Here is an 18044-nt window from a genome sequence, read left to right on the forward strand (position 1 = left end):
CGCCTGTTTGAAGCCATGGCGAGACAAGCCCCCACACCGTTGCCGTCCCGCCACGCCGGACGTTGCGGGCGCCGATTTTGGCGCAGGCACGTATTATATTTCAGTTACTTAACACGAGTTACATCCTCACGCGCGGGCACGGCCGTAAAATCCACGCGACCAACACTGGCCAACCTTTGGGAGCGCGACATGCCCGATACGACCACCCAACTCGACATGCCCTTCATCCTGCCGTCGCAGGCGCAAAAACACATCACTCACAACGAGGCGCTGCTTGTTCTGGACGCGCTGGTGCATCTGACAATCCTCTCCGAACTGTCGGCTCCGCCGACGACGCCGGCCGAGGGCAATCGCCATCTGGTCGGCGCTGGCGCAACCGGTGAATGGACTGGCAAGACCGGCAGCATCGCCGCCTGGCAGGACGGCGCCTGGACCTTCCTGACCGTGAAGACGGGATGGCGGGCATGGTTTGCGGAAACTTCTCGCCTGCGTGTGTTTGATGGCGCTGCATGGCGGGATGTTCCGCTGCCGGATCAGGGCACCCTGAGCCTGCTCGGCATAAACGCTGTCGCCGATGCCACCAACCGATTGTCGCTGTCGTCTCCTGCAAGCCTCTTCAACCATGCCGGCAACGGTCACCAGATCAAGGTCAACAAGGCGGCCGCAACCGACACCGCATCGCTGCTGTTCCAGTCCAACTGGACCGGGTTCGCAGAAATGGGGCTTGCCGGAAACACCGAATTCTCCATCAAGATCAGCGACGGCACCACCTGGCGCACGGGTCTCGCGATCAGCCCGACGGGACGCGTCAGCCGCCCCAACCAGCCGGCAGCGCGCGCCTATCGCACAGGCACCACGTTCACGCCGACATCGGGTCAGCAAAGCGGCTTTACCACCTATGCCCTCAACCAGGGCAGTTTCGTGCTTGGGGCTGCGGCAGCCGGCGGCGGCAATGCGATCACGGTTCCTGCCGCCGGCGTCTACCTCGTCACCCTCAATCTCGTCGTCACCACATCATCCGGGCATGGGGCCGTGCTGCTGCGCAACGGTACGGAGACACTGATGACCCTCACCGGCATAACGGGTGGTGCTCAGTCACAGAGTGCGAGCGGCGTGCTTTCGCTGAGCGCAGGCGATAGCCTGACGCTTCAGCACTCCGGCACCGCACAGGTGACACTGGGTGCCGGCAAGACGGAGCTCTCGCTGACCCTGCTCTGACCAAAATCGACGTGGCCGATTATCGCAATTCCAGTTGCAAAGATCGGCCATTTTACCCGCGCGGTGGCCACAATGTGTCCTCTTCCGGAGCAGCCATGAAATAAAACAAGAAATTCATCACTTAAGACAACTCTAACAATGCCTTGTTTTAAAAGGTTTTTGTCGGCTCGAATCAAGTGAATTGCGACCAATGCGGGTTTGGCCACAAATGGCGCGTCTCGTTTAGTCAAATGTTAAAACTGCCCCGGTAGGCTCTCGTTTGTGGTCTTGCGTTGTGTAGAGAGTCCAATGACCGAAATGATACGTCCCCGAGTTAAATATGTCATCGGTCCCGATGGCAGCCCGCTTACGATTGCGGATCTTCCGCCGGCCAATACGCGCCGCTGGGTTATCCGTCGTAAGGCAGAGGTTGTCGCCGCGGTTCGCGGCGGCCTGTTGAGCTTGGAAGAAGCCTGCGAGCGTTATACGCTCACCGTCGAAGAATTCCTGTCCTGGCAAGCGTCTATCAACGACTACGGCCTGGCCGGTCTTCGGACCACCCGCATTCAGCAGTACCGCCATTAGGCGAAGTCAGCAGACCACTGTTCATCGGTAAAATCGAAGTGCCGTTGCCTCACCGCAGCGGCACTTTTTATTTGCCCTGGTTTGAAATTTATCGGGACAAGGACGGTTCTCGCCGCGCCAGTTGCGGCAATATGCCCGCGATGATCGCCGAGGCCGCATAGAACCACAGGCCGGGTTGCGTTACTGCCTGCGCGAGGCCGGACGTCTTGGCCGCAAACACCACGAGTGCCACCAGCATCACATCCATCATCGACCATTTCGCAAGATGCGGCATCACGCGCGCGAAAAATCTCGGCTGACGATTGCCGCGAAAGGCTTGCGCGCCGAGCGCCATAAGCTTTGCAACCGGGAAGACGATCGAGAACAGTCCGACGATGAGCGCAAGCGCGACATCGCCCTGCCCCCATAGAGCAGAAACGAGTTCGACCAGCGACGGCGTCTCGCGAAAGAAATACAGGCGGTCGAAGCGAATGATCGGCAGGGTCAGACCCGGGGCCAGAAAAACACAAGCGACGGCATAAAGCGAAAACCAGATGAGCCTTCTCATCGGGCACCCATGGCAAAGCTTGGGCCACACGTCTGCCCTGCCGCTCCGTGGAAAAAGTCGAAAAAGCAAAAACGGGGGCACCGGTCCGCGGTCCCCTCGTCAAAGTCCTCTCGCTATCGTGTGATGCGCTCGGCTGGCAACCAGCCGTAAGGCATCAGGCGCGGGCGCGCATACCGGTGTCGCGCTCTTCGAGCGCCGACGCCTTTGCAAATTCGGCTTCCGCCTCTTCCAGCGCAAGCTCGGCCGCATCCTGCTGGATCCGAAGTTCCCGGATCGAGACTTGCAGATTGTCGGCCCGCTGGCGGGCAGCCTTGGCAAAAGTTGGATAGGCGAAGTGATTCGGGTCGGAAATTCCCGATTTCTTCTCCTCGACGGTGATCTGGTGCTCCAGTTCCTTCGCCATTCTTTCGAATTCGGCCATCATCGTCTGCAACTGCTGCAGTTGACGACGCTTTTCGTTAACCTGAAAGTTCTTCAGGCGAACAAGATTGTCACGCGATTTCATACGCAATACTCCGTGGATAGCGAGACCCAGGCCGGTAAACCCCTGTTCAATACAGTGCGAGGCTCAAAAAATTTCCGAGGCGTTAACAAATTTGGCGCCGCGTTAACCTTTCATTTACAGGCATCATTAACAATAAGCCTGATCATTTAAGGGTCGGTAAATGCCAAGGCCGGTTTTCGGTCACGACAATGTCGGAGTCGTTTGAATCACTTAGCGGGGTTTCCTCCTCCGCTGAATCAAGCTGGCGATGGCCAATCCTTAAAGTAAAACAGGCTGCTACTAATTTTGCTTAACAAAATGATGCACCTTGCCAGGACCGCTCATAATTTGTTAACCAGTTTCTGGCAGCTTCCAAATCAGGCTCAGTCTGGATCCGTATCGAGTAAGGGGGCATCGGTAACCTTACGCGGCGGTAAAGGGGAAAATTATGCGGGTTCTACTCATCGAAGATGACAGCGCGACGGCCCAGTCGATCGAGCTGATGCTGAAATCGGAAAGCTTCAACTGCTATACGACCGACCTTGGCGAAGAAGGCGTCGACCTTGGTAAGTTGTATGACTACGATATCATTCTTCTTGACCTCAATCTCCCCGACATGTCGGGTTATGAAGTGCTTCGCACTCTGAGATTGTCAAAGGTCAAGACGCCAATCCTGATTCTGTCGGGCATGGCGGGCATCGAAGACAAGGTACGAGGCCTTGGTTTCGGCGCAGACGACTACATGACCAAGCCGTTCCACAAGGACGAACTGGTTGCACGTATCCACGCCATCGTTCGCCGTTCGAAGGGCCATGCCCAGTCGATCATCATCACCGGCGAACTGATCGTGAACCTCGACGCCAAGACCGTCGAAGTCGGCGGCCAGCGTGTGCACCTGACGGGCAAGGAATACCAGATGCTGGAGCTTCTTTCGCTCCGCAAGGGGACCACGCTCACCAAGGAAATGTTCCTCAACCACCTTTATGGCGGTATGGACGAGCCGGAACTGAAGATCATCGACGTCTTCATCTGCAAGCTGCGCAAGAAGCTCGCAAATGCGGCCGGTGGCGCGAACTACATCGAGACTGTCTGGGGCCGTGGCTACGTGCTGCGCGAACCTGACAATGTCGAGCTCGCAGAAACCGCCTGAGCCTGAAAACTTTTCCCTATCCCGGATTGAAGAGCACCCGCGCAAGCGGGTGTTTTTGCGTTTGAGATTGCCGAGGTGAAAGCGCTGAGGATTGACGAATTCAGCGCGGTGTCCGGATCAAGTTTCCATAAACACGGTTCGAGCTTGTTGCCACTCGTCCCAGCAGTTCTCAGGATCGATGTCGAGATAGCCGCGCTGCTCGTCCATTTTCTGAGCAACATCACGGGAAACTGCGATGACCTCACACGTGTCGGTGATTTCGAGGACCTCGTCTTCCGTCAGAGGGCTCCCCTTCGCTCTCTCGCTTTGAAGTAGCGTCGCGATGAGACTGGGTACGGGGTAGAGAACGAGAAGTTCGTCTTCGCTCACAGGACACCTCCGAGACGCGGCTTCACTCAGCGCACGCTGCAAACGCTGAAACTATCAAGCCGCAACAGCAAAGCCGCCGAACACCGATGTCAGGATCTTGCGGTCGAAAGGTTTGAGGAGAAAATCGCTGGCGCCGGCGCGTTTGCCGGCCATCATCTTCTTCAGGTCCGTCTCGATGACGCAGTAGAAGATCTTGACGTCCTTGCCGCGATCCATTGCCCGGACAGAGGCGATCAGACCGAGCGCGTCGTCGAGGCCTGCATCGACGATCAGGAAGTTCGGCAAGGTTGCACGGCAGCCGGTCAGTGCTTCCTGCGCAGTGCCCGCTTCGGAAACCAGAAAGCCGATCTCCGAGAGAATGCGCTTGCCCACTTTGCGCACGATGTCCGAACTGTCTGCAATCATCATTCGCTGCATCGTGTTTCCCCTGATGCTGTGCCCGTCCCTGGGCAACATCCACCATGACCCGAATGAAGCTAAGAAAGAGTTACGCGTCAGGCGCAGCGCGAAAAGCGCGGGCCGCCTCAAGGCAACCCGCGCTTTTCACATGTCAGAGCGCTTGATCGGGTCTCAGACCTCTTCGGAAACGGCCGGCACTTCGGCAGGGACGGTTTCCGCGATGAAGGTGATCTTGTCTTCAGACACCACGTATTTCAAATCCATGCCGCATTCGTCGGCCAGCAGAACCGTGTAATAGGGCTGGATCGTGTGGGCATCGACCGCCTCTTCCATGGCACCCGACAGGACTTCGACGAATTTCGCCGGCACGCGCATCATCCGGCCCTTGATGGTGATGATGAACTTCGCGTCGAATTCCGGGTTTTCGAGTGTTACATCGAGAGAGCCGCCGCGCGGAATGCCGCCGTAAGCGACTGTGAAGAGGTTGAGGAGCAGCTTGACCCGGTTCTTCGGGATGATGGCGCGCGGGCCGTTCCAGGAGACTTCCGTCTTCTTTTCGGCGACCGCGAACTCCTTGGCAGCCTTTTCGGCCTCGCCCGTATCGATCGATGCACCAACAGAGCCGGAGGCGCCGAAAGCAAGCCGCGCGAATTTCAGACGCACCGAGGCGTTCATGGCGGATGTACGGATCAGGTCGAGCGCATCCGCGTCGGCGGCTCCCTCATCGAGAAGCTCCAGGCCATTGTTGATGGCTCCGACCGGCGAAATGATATCGTGGCAGACCCGGCTGCAGAGGAGAGCTGCCAGATCCGGACCGCCGAGGGTTAGATTGGGATTTTTAGGCATGCGTGTCTCCGGCTGGATGAAAATATTCCCTCGCGCATGTGCCACAGCAACATTGCGCGGGGATTGTCGACGGTCAATGTGTATAGGTGCCGCCATAATGACACCATTTGTGGTAAACCGATTGTTAACGTCATGCCGCCAAGATAGAGGCGGCTTAAGCATGACGCTTGATAACGGAAGATTTAACAAACGGACTTCAATATGCGCCGCCAGAACCTTTCCGCCTTCGCTCGCTTTGCCACCGCTTTCGTGGTCATGGCAACCGCTTTCTGTGTCACAATCGAAAGGGCATCCGCCCAGCAGAATGCTTCGCAGTATTCGATGCAGGAAATTGTCGATGCCGGCCACGGCTTTTTCGGCTCCACCAGCGGCGGTCTCGCCAAGGTGGTGGAAAACGCTTTCTCGAAATACGGCCTGCCCAACGGTTACATTCTCGGCCAGGAAGGCTCCGGCGCCTTCATCGCCGGCCTGACCTATGGCGAAGGCCAGCTATACACGAAAAACGCCGGACAGCATCCGACCTACTGGCAGGGCCCATCGCTCGGCATCGATTACGGCGGCCAGGGCACCCGCGCTATGATGCTGGTCTATGACCTGCCGACGGTCGATTCGCTCTATGCCCGCTTCGGTGGCGTTTCCGGCTCGGCCTTCGTGGTCGCCGGCGTCGGCATGACGGTCCTGCGCAACAACAACGTGATCCTGGTGCCGATCCGCACCGGCCTTGGCGCCCGTCTCGGCATCAATGTCGGCTATCTGAAGATGACCCGCGAAGCCACCTGGAACCCCTTCTGAGCGGCAGGCAGACGCCTCCACCGGGCGAGCCCACTTGCCGGGTGCAGGCGCCCGTGCTTAAAAGAGCCTGTCCGCTCCAGACACAAAGAACGGCTTTCCGTGATCCAATACGCACTCCTGTTTGGCCTGGGTTTCCTCAGCGCGGCGCTGCTTGCCATCCTGATTTCGCCGGCGATCCACAGGCGGATCGTGCGCTACACGGAAAACCGCATCCGCGCGACACTGCCGATCAGCCCTGAGGAAGTGCGTGCCCAGCGTGATATGGCACGTGCCGTCTATGCGGCGGAAAACGCCCGGACCTTTCAGGAACTGATCCAGGCGCGCGAGAAAAACACCCGCCTGATGCTCGATATCGAGGCGCTGAATGCGACCATCCGTACCCTTGAAGACGACCGGCAGGACCTGAAGATGCAGGCCGACACGCTGGATGTCGAGGCTGCCGCCACCCGCTCGCGTCTTCGCCAGGAAGACAGCTATATCCAGGAGCTGAAGGTGGCGCTGGAACAGTCCCACGACGACCTGCGGATGCGCGATGTCGAGATCGGCGAACGCCAGCAGCACGTTGCCCGGCTGATTGCCGATACGGACAATTTCCGCATCGACCTCTCGTCTCATGCGGCAGAGATGGAAGGGCTCAAGGCCCGGATCGGCAATCTTCGCGACGAACGCGAGACGCTGCGAACGGAAATCCGCGACATGACCACCCGCGCCAAGGAAGCCGAGGGCAAGGTCAAGCTGGAAGAGCAACGCCGGATAGCGCTGCAGGAAAGGCTGGACCGGGAGATCGCCGAGGGTGCCGACAGGGCCGAGGCGCTGGACCGCCGTCAGCAGGAAATCGAACGGCTGCGCGAAAAACTGAAAACTGCCAATGCGGAAGCCCGTGACGCGAGCCGGGCCCTGCGCAAAACCGGGTCGCCAGCCGGATCAAAACCGAAGTCGAATTCAGGCAAGATCAACACGCCCGGTCCCGAAGACATCCAGGCGGCGCATCTCCTCGAGGAGGGTGTGTTAGCCGTCGCCCGCCCGACGGGCATGGACCCAGAGCCCACCATGATGACAGCTGCGATGATGACGCCGGCCATGATCGATCTCGCAGACGATGCCCGCAACCGGGCGACCGCGGTGTCGGAACGGCTTTTAAAGAGCCGCGATGGCGCTAACGATGCAGCGCTTCGGCAGGAGCTTGCAACCATCGCTGCAAGCCTTGTGGCGCTCACGGCCGCGCGCGAAGGCAAAGCCTCGCCGATCAACACGATCCTGTCTGGAAAATCCGGCAACAGCGATCGCGAAAGCCTGGCTGCCAAGGCCAAGAAGGCCATGGCGAAACTGAACGAGCAGTCGTCGTCCTGAACGACACCTGAAATTCCTAGAGCCGGCCCTGCCGCATGGCGATCTCGTAGAGCGCGATACCGGTCGCGGTTGCGGCGTTGAGACTGTCCAGTCCCGGCCTCTGGGCGATGCGGGCGGTCTTGACTGCGGAGAGGATATGCGCCGGCAGTCCGTCGCCCTCGGTTCCGGTGATCAGCGCCATCAGCGGATGCGCCGGTACGTCGCGGATTTCGGCATGTCCGGCCGGCGATAAGCCCCAGATCGCGAAGGCGCGCGACATCAGCGCATCGAGAAGCTCCGTCATCGTCCCCGTGCGGGCATAGGGCACCGAGAGAACCGAGCCGACCGACACGCGCAGCGACTTTCGATAGAGCGGATCGCAGCAGGCGGCATCGAGCAGCACCGCATCGGCGCCGAAAGCGGCCGCATTGCGAAAGATCGAGCCGATATTGTCGTGGTTGGAAATGCCGAAGGCCGCAACGACCAATGCCTTTTCCGGCAGGTTCTGCAGGAGGTCCGCAATCGACGGCTCCTCAGCCCTGCGACCGATCGCCAGCACACCGCGGTGGAGGTGGAAGCCGACGATCCGGTCGAGAACGGCAGAGGATGCGACATAGACCGGGACATCGTCAGGGAAACGGCCAAGGATGTCTTCCAGCCCGGACACCCGATTTTCCAGAAGCAGAAGCTTCTCCGCGACGAAGCCGGACTTGGCCCTGTGGGCCTGCGCCAGCATGCGCAGCACGACCGTACCCTCGGCGATAAACCGTCCGCCCCTCCCCGTCAGGTCGCGATCGCGGACCGCCTGAAATTCGGCGATCCGCGGGTCGTCCGCATCCTCGATGCGGATTGTCTCCATCACGGACCGGTGGCGATCGTCACGTCGGCGACGATCCGGCCGAGCACGATGTCGAACACGAACACCTTGCGGGCACCGTTCAACTGGCCGAGGAAGACGAGCTGGCTGCCGGACATCGACACATTGTCGATTTGGAAACCGGTCGGCAGTGCGGCGGTGGCTTTCAGCGGCTGGTCGGACGGGACGGTGAAACTTCCCGACGTGGCGACCGTTGCCGGGCCGTCTGCGGGACGCTGGGAGATCTTGTAGACAATCGCGGCGAGGACCGCCATAAAGCAGACAAACAGGATCCCGCCCGAAACGAGCTGCAGAAGCACCATCTTCCGGCGGATTCTCTCCATCGCCGGATCAAGCGGCTCTTCCTTTTCCTCGACTTCTGGTTGGGGCATGAATTGTCCTTATGCGTGCAAGATTGCGAATTGACGGAAACCGGAATGAACGACCCCTTTAAACAAGCCGAAGCCCCGAGGAAAGTCCTGACTGCCGATGAGGCAGCAGAAGGACGGCTGGATGCGTGGCTGACACAGGTTCTGGACGGCGAATTCTCCAGAAACCGCATCAAGGCTCTGATCGAACAGGGCGTCGTCACTCTGAACGGCAAGGCCTGCACGGAGCCAAAGAAAAAGGTGTCCCCAGGCGATCAAATCGAGATCACATTGCCGGAACCGGAGGATCCCGAACCCAAGGGCGAGGATATTCCGCTCGATGTTCTCTATGAGGACGAGGACCTGATCGTCATCGCCAAGCCACCGGGTCTCGTCGTGCATCCGGGCGCCGGCAACTGGACCGGGACCCTCGTCAACGCGCTGATCCACCATTGCGGCGACACTCTTTCCGGCATCGGTGGCGTCAAGCGGCCGGGTATCGTGCACAGGCTCGACAAGGATACGTCGGGCGTGATGGTTGCCGCCAAGAACGATCTGGCGCATCGCCACCTCGCCGACCAGTTCGCCGACCATGGTCGTTCCGGTCCGCTGGAACGCGCCTATATGGCCGTCGTCTGGGGCCGCCCGAAAGGTTTGAAGGGCACGATCGACGCACCGCTCGGCCGCGCCGGTGGCGACCGCACCAAGCGCGCCGTCACCCGCGAGAATGCCGTGGACGCGCGCGAGGCGGTGACCCATTACGAGGTGATCGAGCGTTTCCACGAGACGCCCGAGGCAACCTCGCTGGCGGCCCTGATCGAATGCCGTCTGGAAACCGGCCGCACGCACCAGATCCGAGTCCACATGGCTCATATCGGCCATCCGCTGATCGGCGACCTCGATTACGCCGGTGGCTTCAAGACCAAGGTCAACAAGATCCCCGAGCCCGCCCGCACCGTCGTCAGCGCCTTCCCCCGCCAGGCGCTGCACGCCTATCTGCTTGTGTTCGAACACCCCCGCACGGGCGAGGTGATGGAATTCGAGGCTCCGATCCCCGACGACCTGGAACAGTTGATCGAAGCCCTGCGGCAATGACGGCCTGACCGTCGCCGGAAGTCCGATCGATCATTACGCATTTGTAATGTCATAACGTTGGTGTGAACGCTTGAATCGCTGTTCCGCCACACTTATCTGACACTCGCATTGGTGCGGGGTCGGGAACGATCCGCGCCATAATCGGTTCGCCGTAAGGGCAGATGAAATCTGCCGGGAACCGACAACGATCGGAAAGGGGTGCTTCATGGCCCGTAACAATCTGCCTTCGATTACCGCCGGCGAAGCCGGTCTCAATCGCTATCTCGACGAAATCCGCAAATTCCCGATGCTGGAGCCACAGCAGGAATACATGCTCGCGAAGCGTTACGCTGAGCATGGCGACCGCGCTGCCGCACACAAGATGGTGACGAGCCACCTGCGTCTCGTTGCAAAGATCGCCATGGGCTATCGCGGCTACGGCCTGCCGATCGGCGAAGTCGTGTCGGAAGGCAATGTCGGTCTGATGCAGGCCGTCAAGAAATTCGACCCGGAACGCGGCTTCCGTCTGGCGACCTATGCAATGTGGTGGATCAAGGCCTCGATCCAGGAGTACATCCTGCGCTCCTGGTCGCTGGTCAAGATGGGCACGACCGCCAACCAGAAGCGGCTGTTCTTCAACCTGCGCCGCCTCAAGGGCAAGATCCAGGCGATCGAGGAAGGCGATCTGAAGCCGCACCAGGTGACCGAGATCGCCACCAAGCTGAACGTATCCGAGGAAGAAGTGATCTCGATGAACCGCCGCCTCTCCGGCGACGCTTCGCTCAACGCCCCGATCCGGGCTGCTGAAGGCGAAGCCGGCCAGTGGCAGGATTGGCTGGTCGACGATCATGAGAGCCAGGAAGCGGTCCTGATCCAGCAGGACGAGCTCGACACGCGCCGCCGCATGCTCGGCAAGGCACTTGCCGTGCTGAACGAACGCGAGCGCCGCATCTTCGAAGCCCGCCGTCTGTCGGAAGACCCGGTGACGCTCGAAGAACTGTCCACCGAGTTCGACATCAGCCGCGAACGCGTTCGCCAGATCGAGGTCCGCGCCTTCGAAAAGGTGCAGGATGCGGTGCGCAAGGAAGCGCTCGCACAGGCTCAGGCCCTGCGCGTCGTCGACGCGTAACGAGAGACACCAGTATCCGCAGATCGAAGGCCGCATTTTGCGGCCTTTTTCTTTGGCCGGAGCCATGGGAGTTCGCAACGGGAGGCTGGAAATGGAAAAGGGCCGCTTTCGCGACCCTTCTCCTATGATCTATGTCCTGCGACCGGTCGCTTACTGGCCCGTCTGGCCGCCGGCCTGGCCCCATTCGCGGATGGCCTCGTTGAACGCTTTTTCGCCTTCAGGCCCCTTCTGGAGCGTGAACAGCGCGCGGCGTCCGTTGCGATAGGCGACCGGGATGTCGATCCAGTTGCGGGTGCGCAGCAGCTCCATATTGGTGTTGCGGGCATCCGGGAAGTCGTTGAGCGCGATCATGTGGAAGTCGTCGGTGATCTTGGCCGGAACCGCGATCAGGGCGTTGCCGCGATCCTGCTCGGATGTCTTCATCGCAATTCGCTGGACGCTGTCGATGGCACCGCCCTCGAAGTCGGGCGGGACGGCAAAGACGATCTCGATCAGATGGCTCGCGGGCAGCGACGGATCCGAGTTGCGCTTGAACGTCACAAGCGCGGTCAGACCACGACCGGGTATGGTGATGCGGGCCTGGACTTCAGCCTGAGGCGGACCGCCGTTGGAACCCGGCTCGCGCTGCAGAGACCAGGAAACGCTCCCGTCGATCGCGGTCGGCGCGGTCTGGCCAAGACGTTCTTCATAGAGGAACATCTTTTCGCCGGAGACAGCAGGGGTCGCTGCCGGATTGGCGTCGGGGGCAGGCGCTGCAGGTGCGCCCGGCGCAGTTGCAGCCGTCGCGGCAGCACCAGGCGCCGCAGGCGGCGTGGTCGGCGGGGCGTTGAGCTGCGCCACCGACTGCCCTTCGGCGTTCTGGGCAAGGCTTCCGGCCGAACCCGGACCTTCATCCACCTCTGTGCCATCCGGCATCAGACGCTGGGTGAATTTCGGGCTGGCGGTCGAACCGTCCGCGGCTGGCGGCGGGCTCGTCTGACCGGCGGGCTGGCCATTTGCCTGTTGCGTCGAAGGCGTCGGGTTGGCCGGCGCTGCTGCCGGAGCCGTAGTTGCGTTCCCGGAGGCCGGTTGCGAGGTCGCGGGCGTTTCAGCGGTCGAGACCGCCGTGTCCGTCGAGGAAGATGGCATGAAGCCTTCGACCATCTCGCTCAGCGCGTCGCGGTTCATCCAGGCGGCATAACCAGCGCCACCCAGCAGCAGAAGGCCGACCAGTCCGAGTGCGAGGCCACCGTAATTGCGCTTGCGCGTCGTCGTCACCCGGTATGGCTTAGCCGGGGTCGGCATCAGGTCTTCGAGATTGTCATCCGACTGGGCCTGTCTCGGGCTCGAGGCGGCAGCGCCGGCGCCGGCGATTGCCGCGCCCTTGCTGTACCCGATCAGGTCATCCAGATCGCTCCAGGGATCCTTCTCGTGATCCTTGCCGGCAGGTTTTTGTGCCTGCTCATCCGCTTTTGCGTCAAGCTGGTAGCCCGCGAAGAAATCGTCGCTGTCGTCTTTGCGCCCGGTCTCCGTCCCGGTCTGGCCGAAACTTGGGAGCTCAGCGACCGATGGCATGCGAACTGCATCGGCAGAAACATGGGTTTCCTGGTCGAAATGCGCGTCGACGCGATCACCACTGTTTAGATCGGCCTGCGGCTGGTTCTGATGGACCGGCTCGACGGGACCGGCCGGCACCAGTTCCGGAACGTCGTCCCAGGCGGCTGCGGCGGTGTTTTCGGAATGCGCCGGCTCATGCCAGGTGGGCTCTTCGAAAAGCGGCGCATGTTCCGTGCGCGCTGGCTCCGCACTGGTCTGCGGTGGCCACTGGACGTGGGCGACGTCATCGTCCTGACGGGCAGCCGAGTAGGGAAGATCATCATCCCGCTCGTTTGCAACAGGCTCGTCGACAGTCCCGGGATACTGCTCGATCGGCGCGTCGACAGAATGTGCACGGCCGTCATCGGCCACAGGTTCGTTGTGGACCTGCTCATCGCGTTCACTGACGGCAGCGACATCGCCGACCGGCCATCCACCTTGATGAACAGTGTCCTGCTCCTCGGACGGCGCAGGCTCTTCGTAAAGCGGACGCTCTTCGTAGGCCGTGCGTGCCTCATACGTCTCCGGCTCTACAGCCGGTTCGTAATGGGCAACGTCAGGTTCGCGTTCTTCGGCTGCAACAGGAGCAACAGGCTCGTGCCGTTCCTCATAGCGCGGCGGCTCGTCATACGAATAGCCAGCCGGCTCGGTAGCGGCGAGCAGTGCTGCCTGTTCGGGCTCTTCGCCCGGAGCGGGTGCCGGTTCCTGCTCGGGCTCCGGTGGAGCCGGCAACACCGTCTCTTCAGCGGGCGCAGGCTGGCCGGCGGCAAATTCGTCGTCGGCGAAACCAGCCTCGTTCTCGAACGGCGCCAGCGCCTCCGCGTGCTCGCTCTCGACTTCGACGATCGCCGTTTCGAGCTTGTCCATCTGCCGCCGAAGCATTTCTTCCGGCGGCCGCGGCTTCATGTTCTCGAGCTGCCGTTGAACGGCACCACGCGCTTTTTCATACACTTTCGCGCGGGCTTCAGGCGAGTTTGTCGCCAGACCATCAACAGCGCGGCGGATCACCGCTACAAAATCTGCCATCAGCACTTCTCATTGTCGCCGGGCTCAAGCCGGCTGAATGGATAATCAATAGTTGACATTAATCTTCAAACGGGTCCGTCACAAGTATGGTGTCGTCGCGTTCCGGACTTGTGGAAAGTAGCGCAACTGGCGCGCCAATCAATTCCTCAACCTGACGAACGTATTTGATCGCCTGTGCCGGCAGGTCCGCCCAGGACCTTGCACCAACGGTGGATTCCTTCCAGCCTTCCAGCGTCACGTAGATCGGCTCGACCCGAGCCTGCGCCGCCTGGCTTGCGGGAAGATGGTCGATCCGCTGGCCGTCGAGCATGTAGCCGACGCAGATCTTCAGTTCTTCCAGACCGTCGAGAACGTCGAGTTTCGTCAGCGCGATCCCGGTGATGCCGTTGGTCGCGACCGACTGGCGAACCAGCGCCGCGTCGAACCAGCCACAGCGACGCTTGCGACCCGTGACGGTGCCGAACTCATGGCCCTTTTCACCGAGGAACTGACCAATTTCGTCATGGAGTTCGGTCGGGAACGGGCCTTCACCAACGCGCGTCGTGTAGGCCTTCGTGATGCCGAGGATGTAGCCCAGCGAGCCCGGGCCCATGCCGGAACCGGCAGCAGCCTGGCCGGCAACCGTGTTCGACGACGTCACGAACGGATAGGTGCCGTGGTCGATGTCGAGCAGCGAGCCCTGCGCGCCTTCAAACAGGATGCGCGAGCCCTTGCGGCGCTCCTTGTCCAGCAGTTCCCAGACGGTTTCGCGGAACGGCAGAACCTGTTCGGCGACGGACGTCAGTTCCTGCATGATCGTCTCATGGCTGACTTCCTGCTCGCCCAGACCGCGGCGCAGCGCGTTGTGATGGGTGAGGATGCGATCGACCTTGGCCGACAGCGTATCGAGGTCGGCAAGATCCATGACGCGGATCGCACGACGGCCGACCTTGTCTTCATAGGCCGGGCCGATGCCGCGGCGGGTGGTGCCGATCTTGGTGCCGGTGTTGGATGCCGCATCTTCGCGCAGGCCGTCAAGCTCGCGGTGCAGCGACAGGATCAGCGTCGCGTTGTCGGCGATGCGCAGCACGTCCGGGGTGACCTTGACGCCCTGCCCGTCGAGCTTTGCGATTTCAGCGACCAGCGCGTGCGGATCGACGACGACGCCGTTGCCGATAACCGAAAGCTTGCCGCGGACGATACCGGAGGGCAGCAGCGACAGCTTGTAGCTGACACCGTCGATGACGAGCGTATGGCCGGCATTGTGGCCGCCCTGGAACCGAACGACAATATCCGCCCGTTCAGAGAGCCAGTCGACGATCTTGCCCTTGCCCTCGTCACCCCACTGCGAACCAACCACGACTACATTCGTCATCTTTGCTTTCCTGCGTTTCGGGCCTGCCCTTCAAGCACGCCACAGCGCCGCGACAGCACCGCTGCTCTGAGACAGCGGCGTTGCGAGCGCCAGATAGAGTTCTCTCCCACAAGGGCGCTCGTCCGAAACCGCGCCGGACCCGCCCCTGCAAACGCGCGCATCTATAATGCCTTGGCCCGAGGAAAGCGACCTGTTTGTGAATGCTGGACGGTTTTTGCGTGACAATTTGCAAATTCCCACGCTATGGCCCACGCCAAGCGTTCCGGCCAAGGTCGGCGCCGACGAAAGACGATAGGGCAAGGACGGGCCGTCGATACGGCACGCGGAGGAGATTATCGTGTACCGCAGAGCCTATATCTTCCTGATCGTCGCGACGCTGTGCTGGGGCGGCAATGCGGTCGCGGGCAAGCTTGCGATCGGTCATATCAGCCCGATGCTCCTGACCTTCTGGCGATGGGCGTTTGCGACCGTCATCATTTTCGCGATCTCCATACCCGATCTTCGCCGCGATTGGCCGGTGATCCGGTCGAACCTGCCGCTTCTCGCCTTTCTCGGCCTCGTCGGCTACGTCGTCTTCAATGCGGCGCTCTACACCGCGGTCAATTACACCACGGCGATCAACGTCACCGTCGAGCAGACGCTTATTCCGGTGCTGATCTTCCTGTTCAATTTCGTGCTGTTCCGGATGAAAGTATCCTGGCTGCAGATCGTCGGCTTCGCGCTGACCCTGATGGGCGGGCTTTTGACGGCAGCCCATGGCGACCTGTCGACCATCGTCACGCTGAGCGTCAATTTCGGCGATGCGGTCATGATGATCGCGATCGTCGCCTATGCGGTCTATACGGTGGCGCTGCGTTTTCGTCCGGCCATCAGCTGGCGCAGCCTGATGGCAATCCCGGCGCTGTTCGCCCTGCTCGGCAGCATTCCCGCCGCCGCCTGGGAATATTCGGCTGACCGAATGATCTGGCCGGACGCCAACGGCTGGATCATCGCAGTCTACACCGCCGTTTTCGCATCGCTGATCGCGCAGGTGCTCTATATCCGCGGCGTCGAGGAGATCGGTGCCAACCGGGCCGGCCTGTTCATCAATCTCGTGCCTGTTTTTGGCACCCTGCTTTCGGTGATCGTTCTTGGCGAAAACCTGCAGGCATTCCACATCGTGGCGCTGGTTCTAGCGCTTGGCGGCATTGCCATCGCAGAATGGGGAAAGCCCGCACAGCGATAGACGCGAACGGGCGACAACTTGGAAAAAAAGGGCCGGCAGCGTCAGGGCACGTCGACGCCACCGGCCAGCAGGGTCAGTGAGCTTTAGATATCGTAATGGTCGGCAGTGGCAGCTGGCGAAGGCAGAGCATCGCTAGCCTTCGTGGTCTCGGTCATCGTCCGGGCAGTCCTGTCGACCGTCAGGCCGCCATGCGAGAGCACGATGTCGCCGCGCGGCGTTGCAACAACCAGGACCCGTTCGATCCGGCCCTCGTCGTTGAGAGCGTAGCCGATCGTCAGGTTGCGGCTATCCCAGCCGATGGAAACGAGATGGTCGCGCTTGAGATCGGCGCAATCGAGGCAGAGATCCTGATCGGCAGCAAGGTCGTCGGCGAACGTGTCGAGATAGCCGTCGACGGCTGCAAGCGTGCCGTCGACCGCGTCGTTGACGCGCTTCAGTTCGTGGGCCTGGTCGATGGTAAATTCGGAAATCGTGTTGGAGCCTTCAGCGCCATGGGTACGGTTCTGGGCGACCTGCATGTGGAGAGCGGAAACGCCTGAGAGCGAGCGGGCAAACGAGCCCGGACCTGCAGCATTGGCTTCCTTGCCTGCAACCAGCGCGGTCAGTACGATCGCGGAAATGATGAGCTTCTTGATCATGGCCCGTACCCTGTTTGGCGGATGGCTCTGTTGCCATCTCGTTTCGTTATGGGACGACCATACGCAGCCAGGTTTGCGGCGCGCTTAAACGAATAGATGCAATTTTATTGAAATCCATTTTTTTCCCGCGCTGGCACACAAAAGGAATTGGCGCGCAATAGCTGGAACCAACTGCACCTGGGGCGGTTTGGTAACTGTGAGGACAACAAGAAGGAAACATTCCCATGAGCATTAAACTAATCACCGTCGCAGCCCTTTCGCTCGGTCTCGCAACCTCGGCTTTTGCACAGACCAGCGGCTCCGGTTCGGGCGGCAATGACGGATCCGGAAGCACCGGCAAGTCGATGCCGATGTCCGGTGTCGAACAGACCGCGCCGACAACGTCGCTGCCGGGCGTGGATTCGTCCTCGACCAACAGCACATCCGGCACAACGCCATCGACCAACTGCCAGGCAGGCACGATGAAGGATCCGGGCGTGGCTTCCGGCAACAACTCCAATCCGGGCGCCAGCACCAACACTGGTACCGCCGGTGGAGCCATGATGACCATGGAAACCAATCCAACTTGCTGATCGCCCTCTGGCGTATCGCAGACATGATCAAGGCCGCTCCATTGAGCGGCCTTTTTCTTTCGATATCGGGGCTTCAGCGAACGCCCCTGCGACTGCGCTATAAAACTTTTCTGCGCAGCTCGTGTATGTGAAAACATACTCATGAATTGGAGAGATCTTCGTGCTATGTGTGCGGGCCGAGGCAACCGATCGGGCAATTTGGATGAAGCCGATGATCAACCGCATTCTATGGGCGCTGGCCGCCCTCGCCTACGGTGTCGCCACCGTGGTCGCGTTTATCGTGCTTTTGCCCGCAGCGCTGATCCAGTCAGCCTTCTCCAAAAAAGTGATGGTCGAGGACCACGAACGATACCTCGACGATTAGTCCGAGTCTCCGCAACCCCTTCAATGTCGACGATCGCAAACCATCGCGCCGAGGCGAGCGCGTGGAGCCTTTCGGCTGCTTTCTGGGCCGTTAAACTTTTCGTTAAGTTTTAGTGGCATTGTTCCAGTCTGAAACCTCAGAGATAGAGCCTTAAGTCCAAGCCTG

At 60.7% G+C, this 18044-nt stretch carries 20 protein-coding genes; 10 read left to right on the forward strand and 10 right to left on the reverse strand.

Going from position 1 to position 18044, the window contains the following annotated elements:
* Window positions 1-189: 189 nt before the first annotated feature.
* A complete protein-coding gene (locus J3A65_RS13090; protein ID WP_209901592.1) occupies window positions 190-1218 on the forward strand; it encodes a DUF2793 domain-containing protein in 1029 nt (342 codons plus the stop codon).
* Between the two features lie 288 nt (window positions 1219-1506).
* Complete coding sequence (locus J3A65_RS13095; protein WP_209901594.1) at window positions 1507-1782, forward strand: DUF1153 domain-containing protein; 276 nt, start codon at window positions 1507-1509, stop codon at window positions 1780-1782.
* Between the two features lie 88 nt (window positions 1783-1870).
* Here J3A65_RS13095 and J3A65_RS13100 read toward each other — a convergent pair whose 3' ends face one another.
* Both J3A65_RS13100 and J3A65_RS13105 read right to left on the reverse strand, forming a co-directional pair.
* Complete coding sequence (locus J3A65_RS13100) at window positions 1871-2329, reverse strand: paraquat-inducible protein A (RefSeq protein ID WP_209901596.1); 459 nt, start codon at window positions 2327-2329, stop codon at window positions 1871-1873.
* Between the two features lie 154 nt (window positions 2330-2483).
* Window positions 2484-2834, reverse strand: coding sequence for a hypothetical protein (locus J3A65_RS13105; RefSeq protein WP_062455186.1), 351 nt, complete (start codon window positions 2832-2834; stop codon window positions 2484-2486).
* A 427-nt stretch (window positions 2835-3261) separates the two neighbouring features.
* Here J3A65_RS13105 and ctrA point away from each other — a divergent pair, with 427 nt between their 5' ends.
* Entirely contained in the window at window positions 3262-3963 is a 702-nt protein-coding gene (gene ctrA, locus J3A65_RS13110) for a cell cycle two-component system response regulator CtrA (RefSeq protein ID WP_062455185.1), read from the forward strand.
* A 117-nt stretch (window positions 3964-4080) separates the two neighbouring features.
* Here the strand turns inward: ctrA and J3A65_RS13115 are convergent, their stop codons facing one another.
* The 3 genes from J3A65_RS13115 to J3A65_RS13125 all read right to left on the reverse strand — a co-directional run bounded on the left by J3A65_RS13115 (window position 4081) and on the right by J3A65_RS13125 (window position 5577).
* Window positions 4081-4332: a hypothetical protein gene (locus tag J3A65_RS13115; RefSeq protein ID WP_209901598.1), complete on the reverse strand. Its 252-nt coding sequence runs from the start codon at window positions 4330-4332 to the stop codon at window positions 4081-4083.
* Between the two features lie 54 nt (window positions 4333-4386).
* A complete protein-coding gene (locus J3A65_RS13120) occupies window positions 4387-4749 on the reverse strand; it encodes a response regulator (RefSeq protein ID WP_062455181.1) in 363 nt (120 codons plus the stop codon).
* A 153-nt stretch (window positions 4750-4902) separates the two neighbouring features.
* Window positions 4903-5577, reverse strand: coding sequence for a histidine phosphotransferase family protein (locus J3A65_RS13125; protein ID WP_062455179.1), 675 nt, complete (start codon window positions 5575-5577; stop codon window positions 4903-4905).
* 255 nt (window positions 5578-5832) lie between these two features.
* Between J3A65_RS13125 and J3A65_RS13130 the strand changes: the two genes are divergently transcribed.
* Both J3A65_RS13130 and J3A65_RS13135 read left to right on the forward strand, forming a co-directional pair.
* Window positions 5833-6369, forward strand: coding sequence for an EipA family protein (locus tag J3A65_RS13130; RefSeq protein ID WP_062457827.1), 537 nt, complete (start codon window positions 5833-5835; stop codon window positions 6367-6369).
* Window positions 6370-6468: 99 nt separating this feature from the next.
* Window positions 6469-7719 carry a hypothetical protein gene (locus tag J3A65_RS13135; protein WP_209901600.1) on the forward strand — a complete coding sequence of 417 codons (1251 nt, stop codon included), beginning with the start codon at window positions 6469-6471 and terminating at the stop codon, window positions 7717-7719.
* Between the two features lie 16 nt (window positions 7720-7735).
* Here J3A65_RS13135 and J3A65_RS13140 read toward each other — a convergent pair whose 3' ends face one another.
* On the reverse strand, window positions 7736-8557 hold the full coding sequence (locus tag J3A65_RS13140) for an RNA methyltransferase (protein WP_209903505.1): 822 nt from the start codon (window positions 8555-8557) through the stop codon (window positions 7736-7738).
* Window positions 8557-8946, reverse strand: coding sequence for a hypothetical protein (locus J3A65_RS13145; RefSeq protein WP_092660094.1), 390 nt, complete (start codon window positions 8944-8946; stop codon window positions 8557-8559). Before J3A65_RS13145 ends, J3A65_RS13140 begins: the two co-directional genes overlap by 1 nt.
* A 45-nt stretch (window positions 8947-8991) precedes the next feature.
* Between J3A65_RS13145 and J3A65_RS13150 the strand changes: the two genes are divergently transcribed.
* On the forward strand, window positions 8992-10017 hold the full coding sequence (locus tag J3A65_RS13150) for an RluA family pseudouridine synthase (protein WP_192077457.1): 1026 nt from the start codon (window positions 8992-8994) through the stop codon (window positions 10015-10017).
* A 205-nt stretch (window positions 10018-10222) separates the two neighbouring features.
* Window positions 10223-11125 (forward strand): RNA polymerase sigma factor RpoH, encoded by a 903-nt coding sequence (gene rpoH, locus J3A65_RS13155; protein ID WP_062455169.1) that lies wholly within the window; start codon window positions 10223-10225, stop codon window positions 11123-11125.
* 150 nt (window positions 11126-11275) lie between these two features.
* Here the strand turns inward: rpoH and J3A65_RS13160 are convergent, their stop codons facing one another.
* Window positions 11276-13726, reverse strand: a complete 2451-nt coding sequence (locus J3A65_RS13160; protein ID WP_209901602.1) for a hypothetical protein — start codon at window positions 13724-13726, stop codon at window positions 11276-11278.
* Window positions 13727-13784: 58 nt separating this feature from the next.
* A complete protein-coding gene (locus J3A65_RS13165) occupies window positions 13785-15080 on the reverse strand; it encodes an adenylosuccinate synthase (protein ID WP_092660079.1) in 1296 nt (431 codons plus the stop codon).
* A 337-nt stretch (window positions 15081-15417) separates the two neighbouring features.
* Between J3A65_RS13165 and J3A65_RS13170 the strand changes: the two genes are divergently transcribed.
* On the forward strand, window positions 15418-16305 hold the full coding sequence (locus tag J3A65_RS13170; RefSeq protein WP_113109872.1) for a DMT family transporter: 888 nt from the start codon (window positions 15418-15420) through the stop codon (window positions 16303-16305).
* Window positions 16306-16388: 83 nt separating this feature from the next.
* Here J3A65_RS13170 and J3A65_RS13175 read toward each other — a convergent pair whose 3' ends face one another.
* Entirely contained in the window at window positions 16389-16943 is a 555-nt protein-coding gene (locus tag J3A65_RS13175) for a transglutaminase-like cysteine peptidase (RefSeq protein WP_209901604.1), read from the reverse strand.
* A gap of 224 nt (window positions 16944-17167) precedes the next feature.
* On the opposite strand from J3A65_RS13175, the gene J3A65_RS13180 reads away from it, so the two are divergent.
* Together J3A65_RS13180 and J3A65_RS13185 are read left to right on the forward strand one after the other, a co-directional pair.
* Window positions 17168-17515 (forward strand): hypothetical protein, encoded by a 348-nt coding sequence (locus J3A65_RS13180; protein WP_092660075.1) that lies wholly within the window; start codon window positions 17168-17170, stop codon window positions 17513-17515.
* Between the two features lie 202 nt (window positions 17516-17717).
* Complete coding sequence (locus J3A65_RS13185; protein ID WP_209901606.1) at window positions 17718-17879, forward strand: hypothetical protein; 162 nt, start codon at window positions 17718-17720, stop codon at window positions 17877-17879.
* The last annotated feature ends 165 nt before the right edge of the window (window positions 17880-18044 follow it).

The organism is Rhizobium sp. PvP014, from assembly GCF_017876855.1.
Taxonomy (GTDB): domain Bacteria; phylum Pseudomonadota; class Alphaproteobacteria; order Rhizobiales; family Rhizobiaceae; genus Neorhizobium; species Neorhizobium soli.

Excerpts from the sequence above, each read along its gene's own strand:
- J3A65_RS13140 (WP_209903505.1), bottom strand. The coding sequence starts at position 8,557 with ATGGAGACAATCCGCATCGAGGATGCGGACGACCCGCGGATCGCCGAA.
- J3A65_RS13090 (WP_209901592.1), top strand. The coding sequence starts at position 190 with ATGCCCGATACGACCACCCAACTCGACATGCCCTTCATCCTGCCGTCG.
- J3A65_RS13125 (WP_062455179.1), bottom strand. The coding sequence starts at position 5,577 with ATGCCTAAAAATCCCAATCTAACCCTCGGCGGTCCGGATCTGGCAGCT.
- rpoH (WP_062455169.1), top strand. The coding sequence starts at position 10,223 with ATGGCCCGTAACAATCTGCCTTCGATTACCGCCGGCGAAGCCGGTCTC.
- J3A65_RS13130 (WP_062457827.1), top strand. The coding sequence starts at position 5,833 with ATGGCAACCGCTTTCTGTGTCACAATCGAAAGGGCATCCGCCCAGCAG.
- J3A65_RS13095 (WP_209901594.1), top strand. The coding sequence starts at position 1,507 with ATGACCGAAATGATACGTCCCCGAGTTAAATATGTCATCGGTCCCGAT.
- ctrA (WP_062455185.1), top strand. The coding sequence starts at position 3,262 with ATGCGGGTTCTACTCATCGAAGATGACAGCGCGACGGCCCAGTCGATC.
- J3A65_RS13160 (WP_209901602.1), bottom strand. The coding sequence starts at position 13,726 with ATGGCAGATTTTGTAGCGGTGATCCGCCGCGCTGTTGATGGTCTGGCG.
- J3A65_RS13180 (WP_092660075.1), top strand. The coding sequence starts at position 17,168 with ATGAGCATTAAACTAATCACCGTCGCAGCCCTTTCGCTCGGTCTCGCA.
- J3A65_RS13175 (WP_209901604.1), bottom strand. The coding sequence starts at position 16,943 with ATGATCAAGAAGCTCATCATTTCCGCGATCGTACTGACCGCGCTGGTT.
- J3A65_RS13185 (WP_209901606.1), top strand. The coding sequence starts at position 17,718 with ATGAAGCCGATGATCAACCGCATTCTATGGGCGCTGGCCGCCCTCGCC.
- J3A65_RS13145 (WP_092660094.1), bottom strand. The coding sequence starts at position 8,946 with ATGCCCCAACCAGAAGTCGAGGAAAAGGAAGAGCCGCTTGATCCGGCG.
- J3A65_RS13120 (WP_062455181.1), bottom strand. The coding sequence starts at position 4,749 with ATGCAGCGAATGATGATTGCAGACAGTTCGGACATCGTGCGCAAAGTG.
- J3A65_RS13150 (WP_192077457.1), top strand. The coding sequence starts at position 8,992 with ATGAACGACCCCTTTAAACAAGCCGAAGCCCCGAGGAAAGTCCTGACT.
- J3A65_RS13100 (WP_209901596.1), bottom strand. The coding sequence starts at position 2,329 with ATGAGAAGGCTCATCTGGTTTTCGCTTTATGCCGTCGCTTGTGTTTTT.
- J3A65_RS13165 (WP_092660079.1), bottom strand. The coding sequence starts at position 15,080 with ATGACGAATGTAGTCGTGGTTGGTTCGCAGTGGGGTGACGAGGGCAAG.
- J3A65_RS13105 (WP_062455186.1), bottom strand. The coding sequence starts at position 2,834 with ATGAAATCGCGTGACAATCTTGTTCGCCTGAAGAACTTTCAGGTTAAC.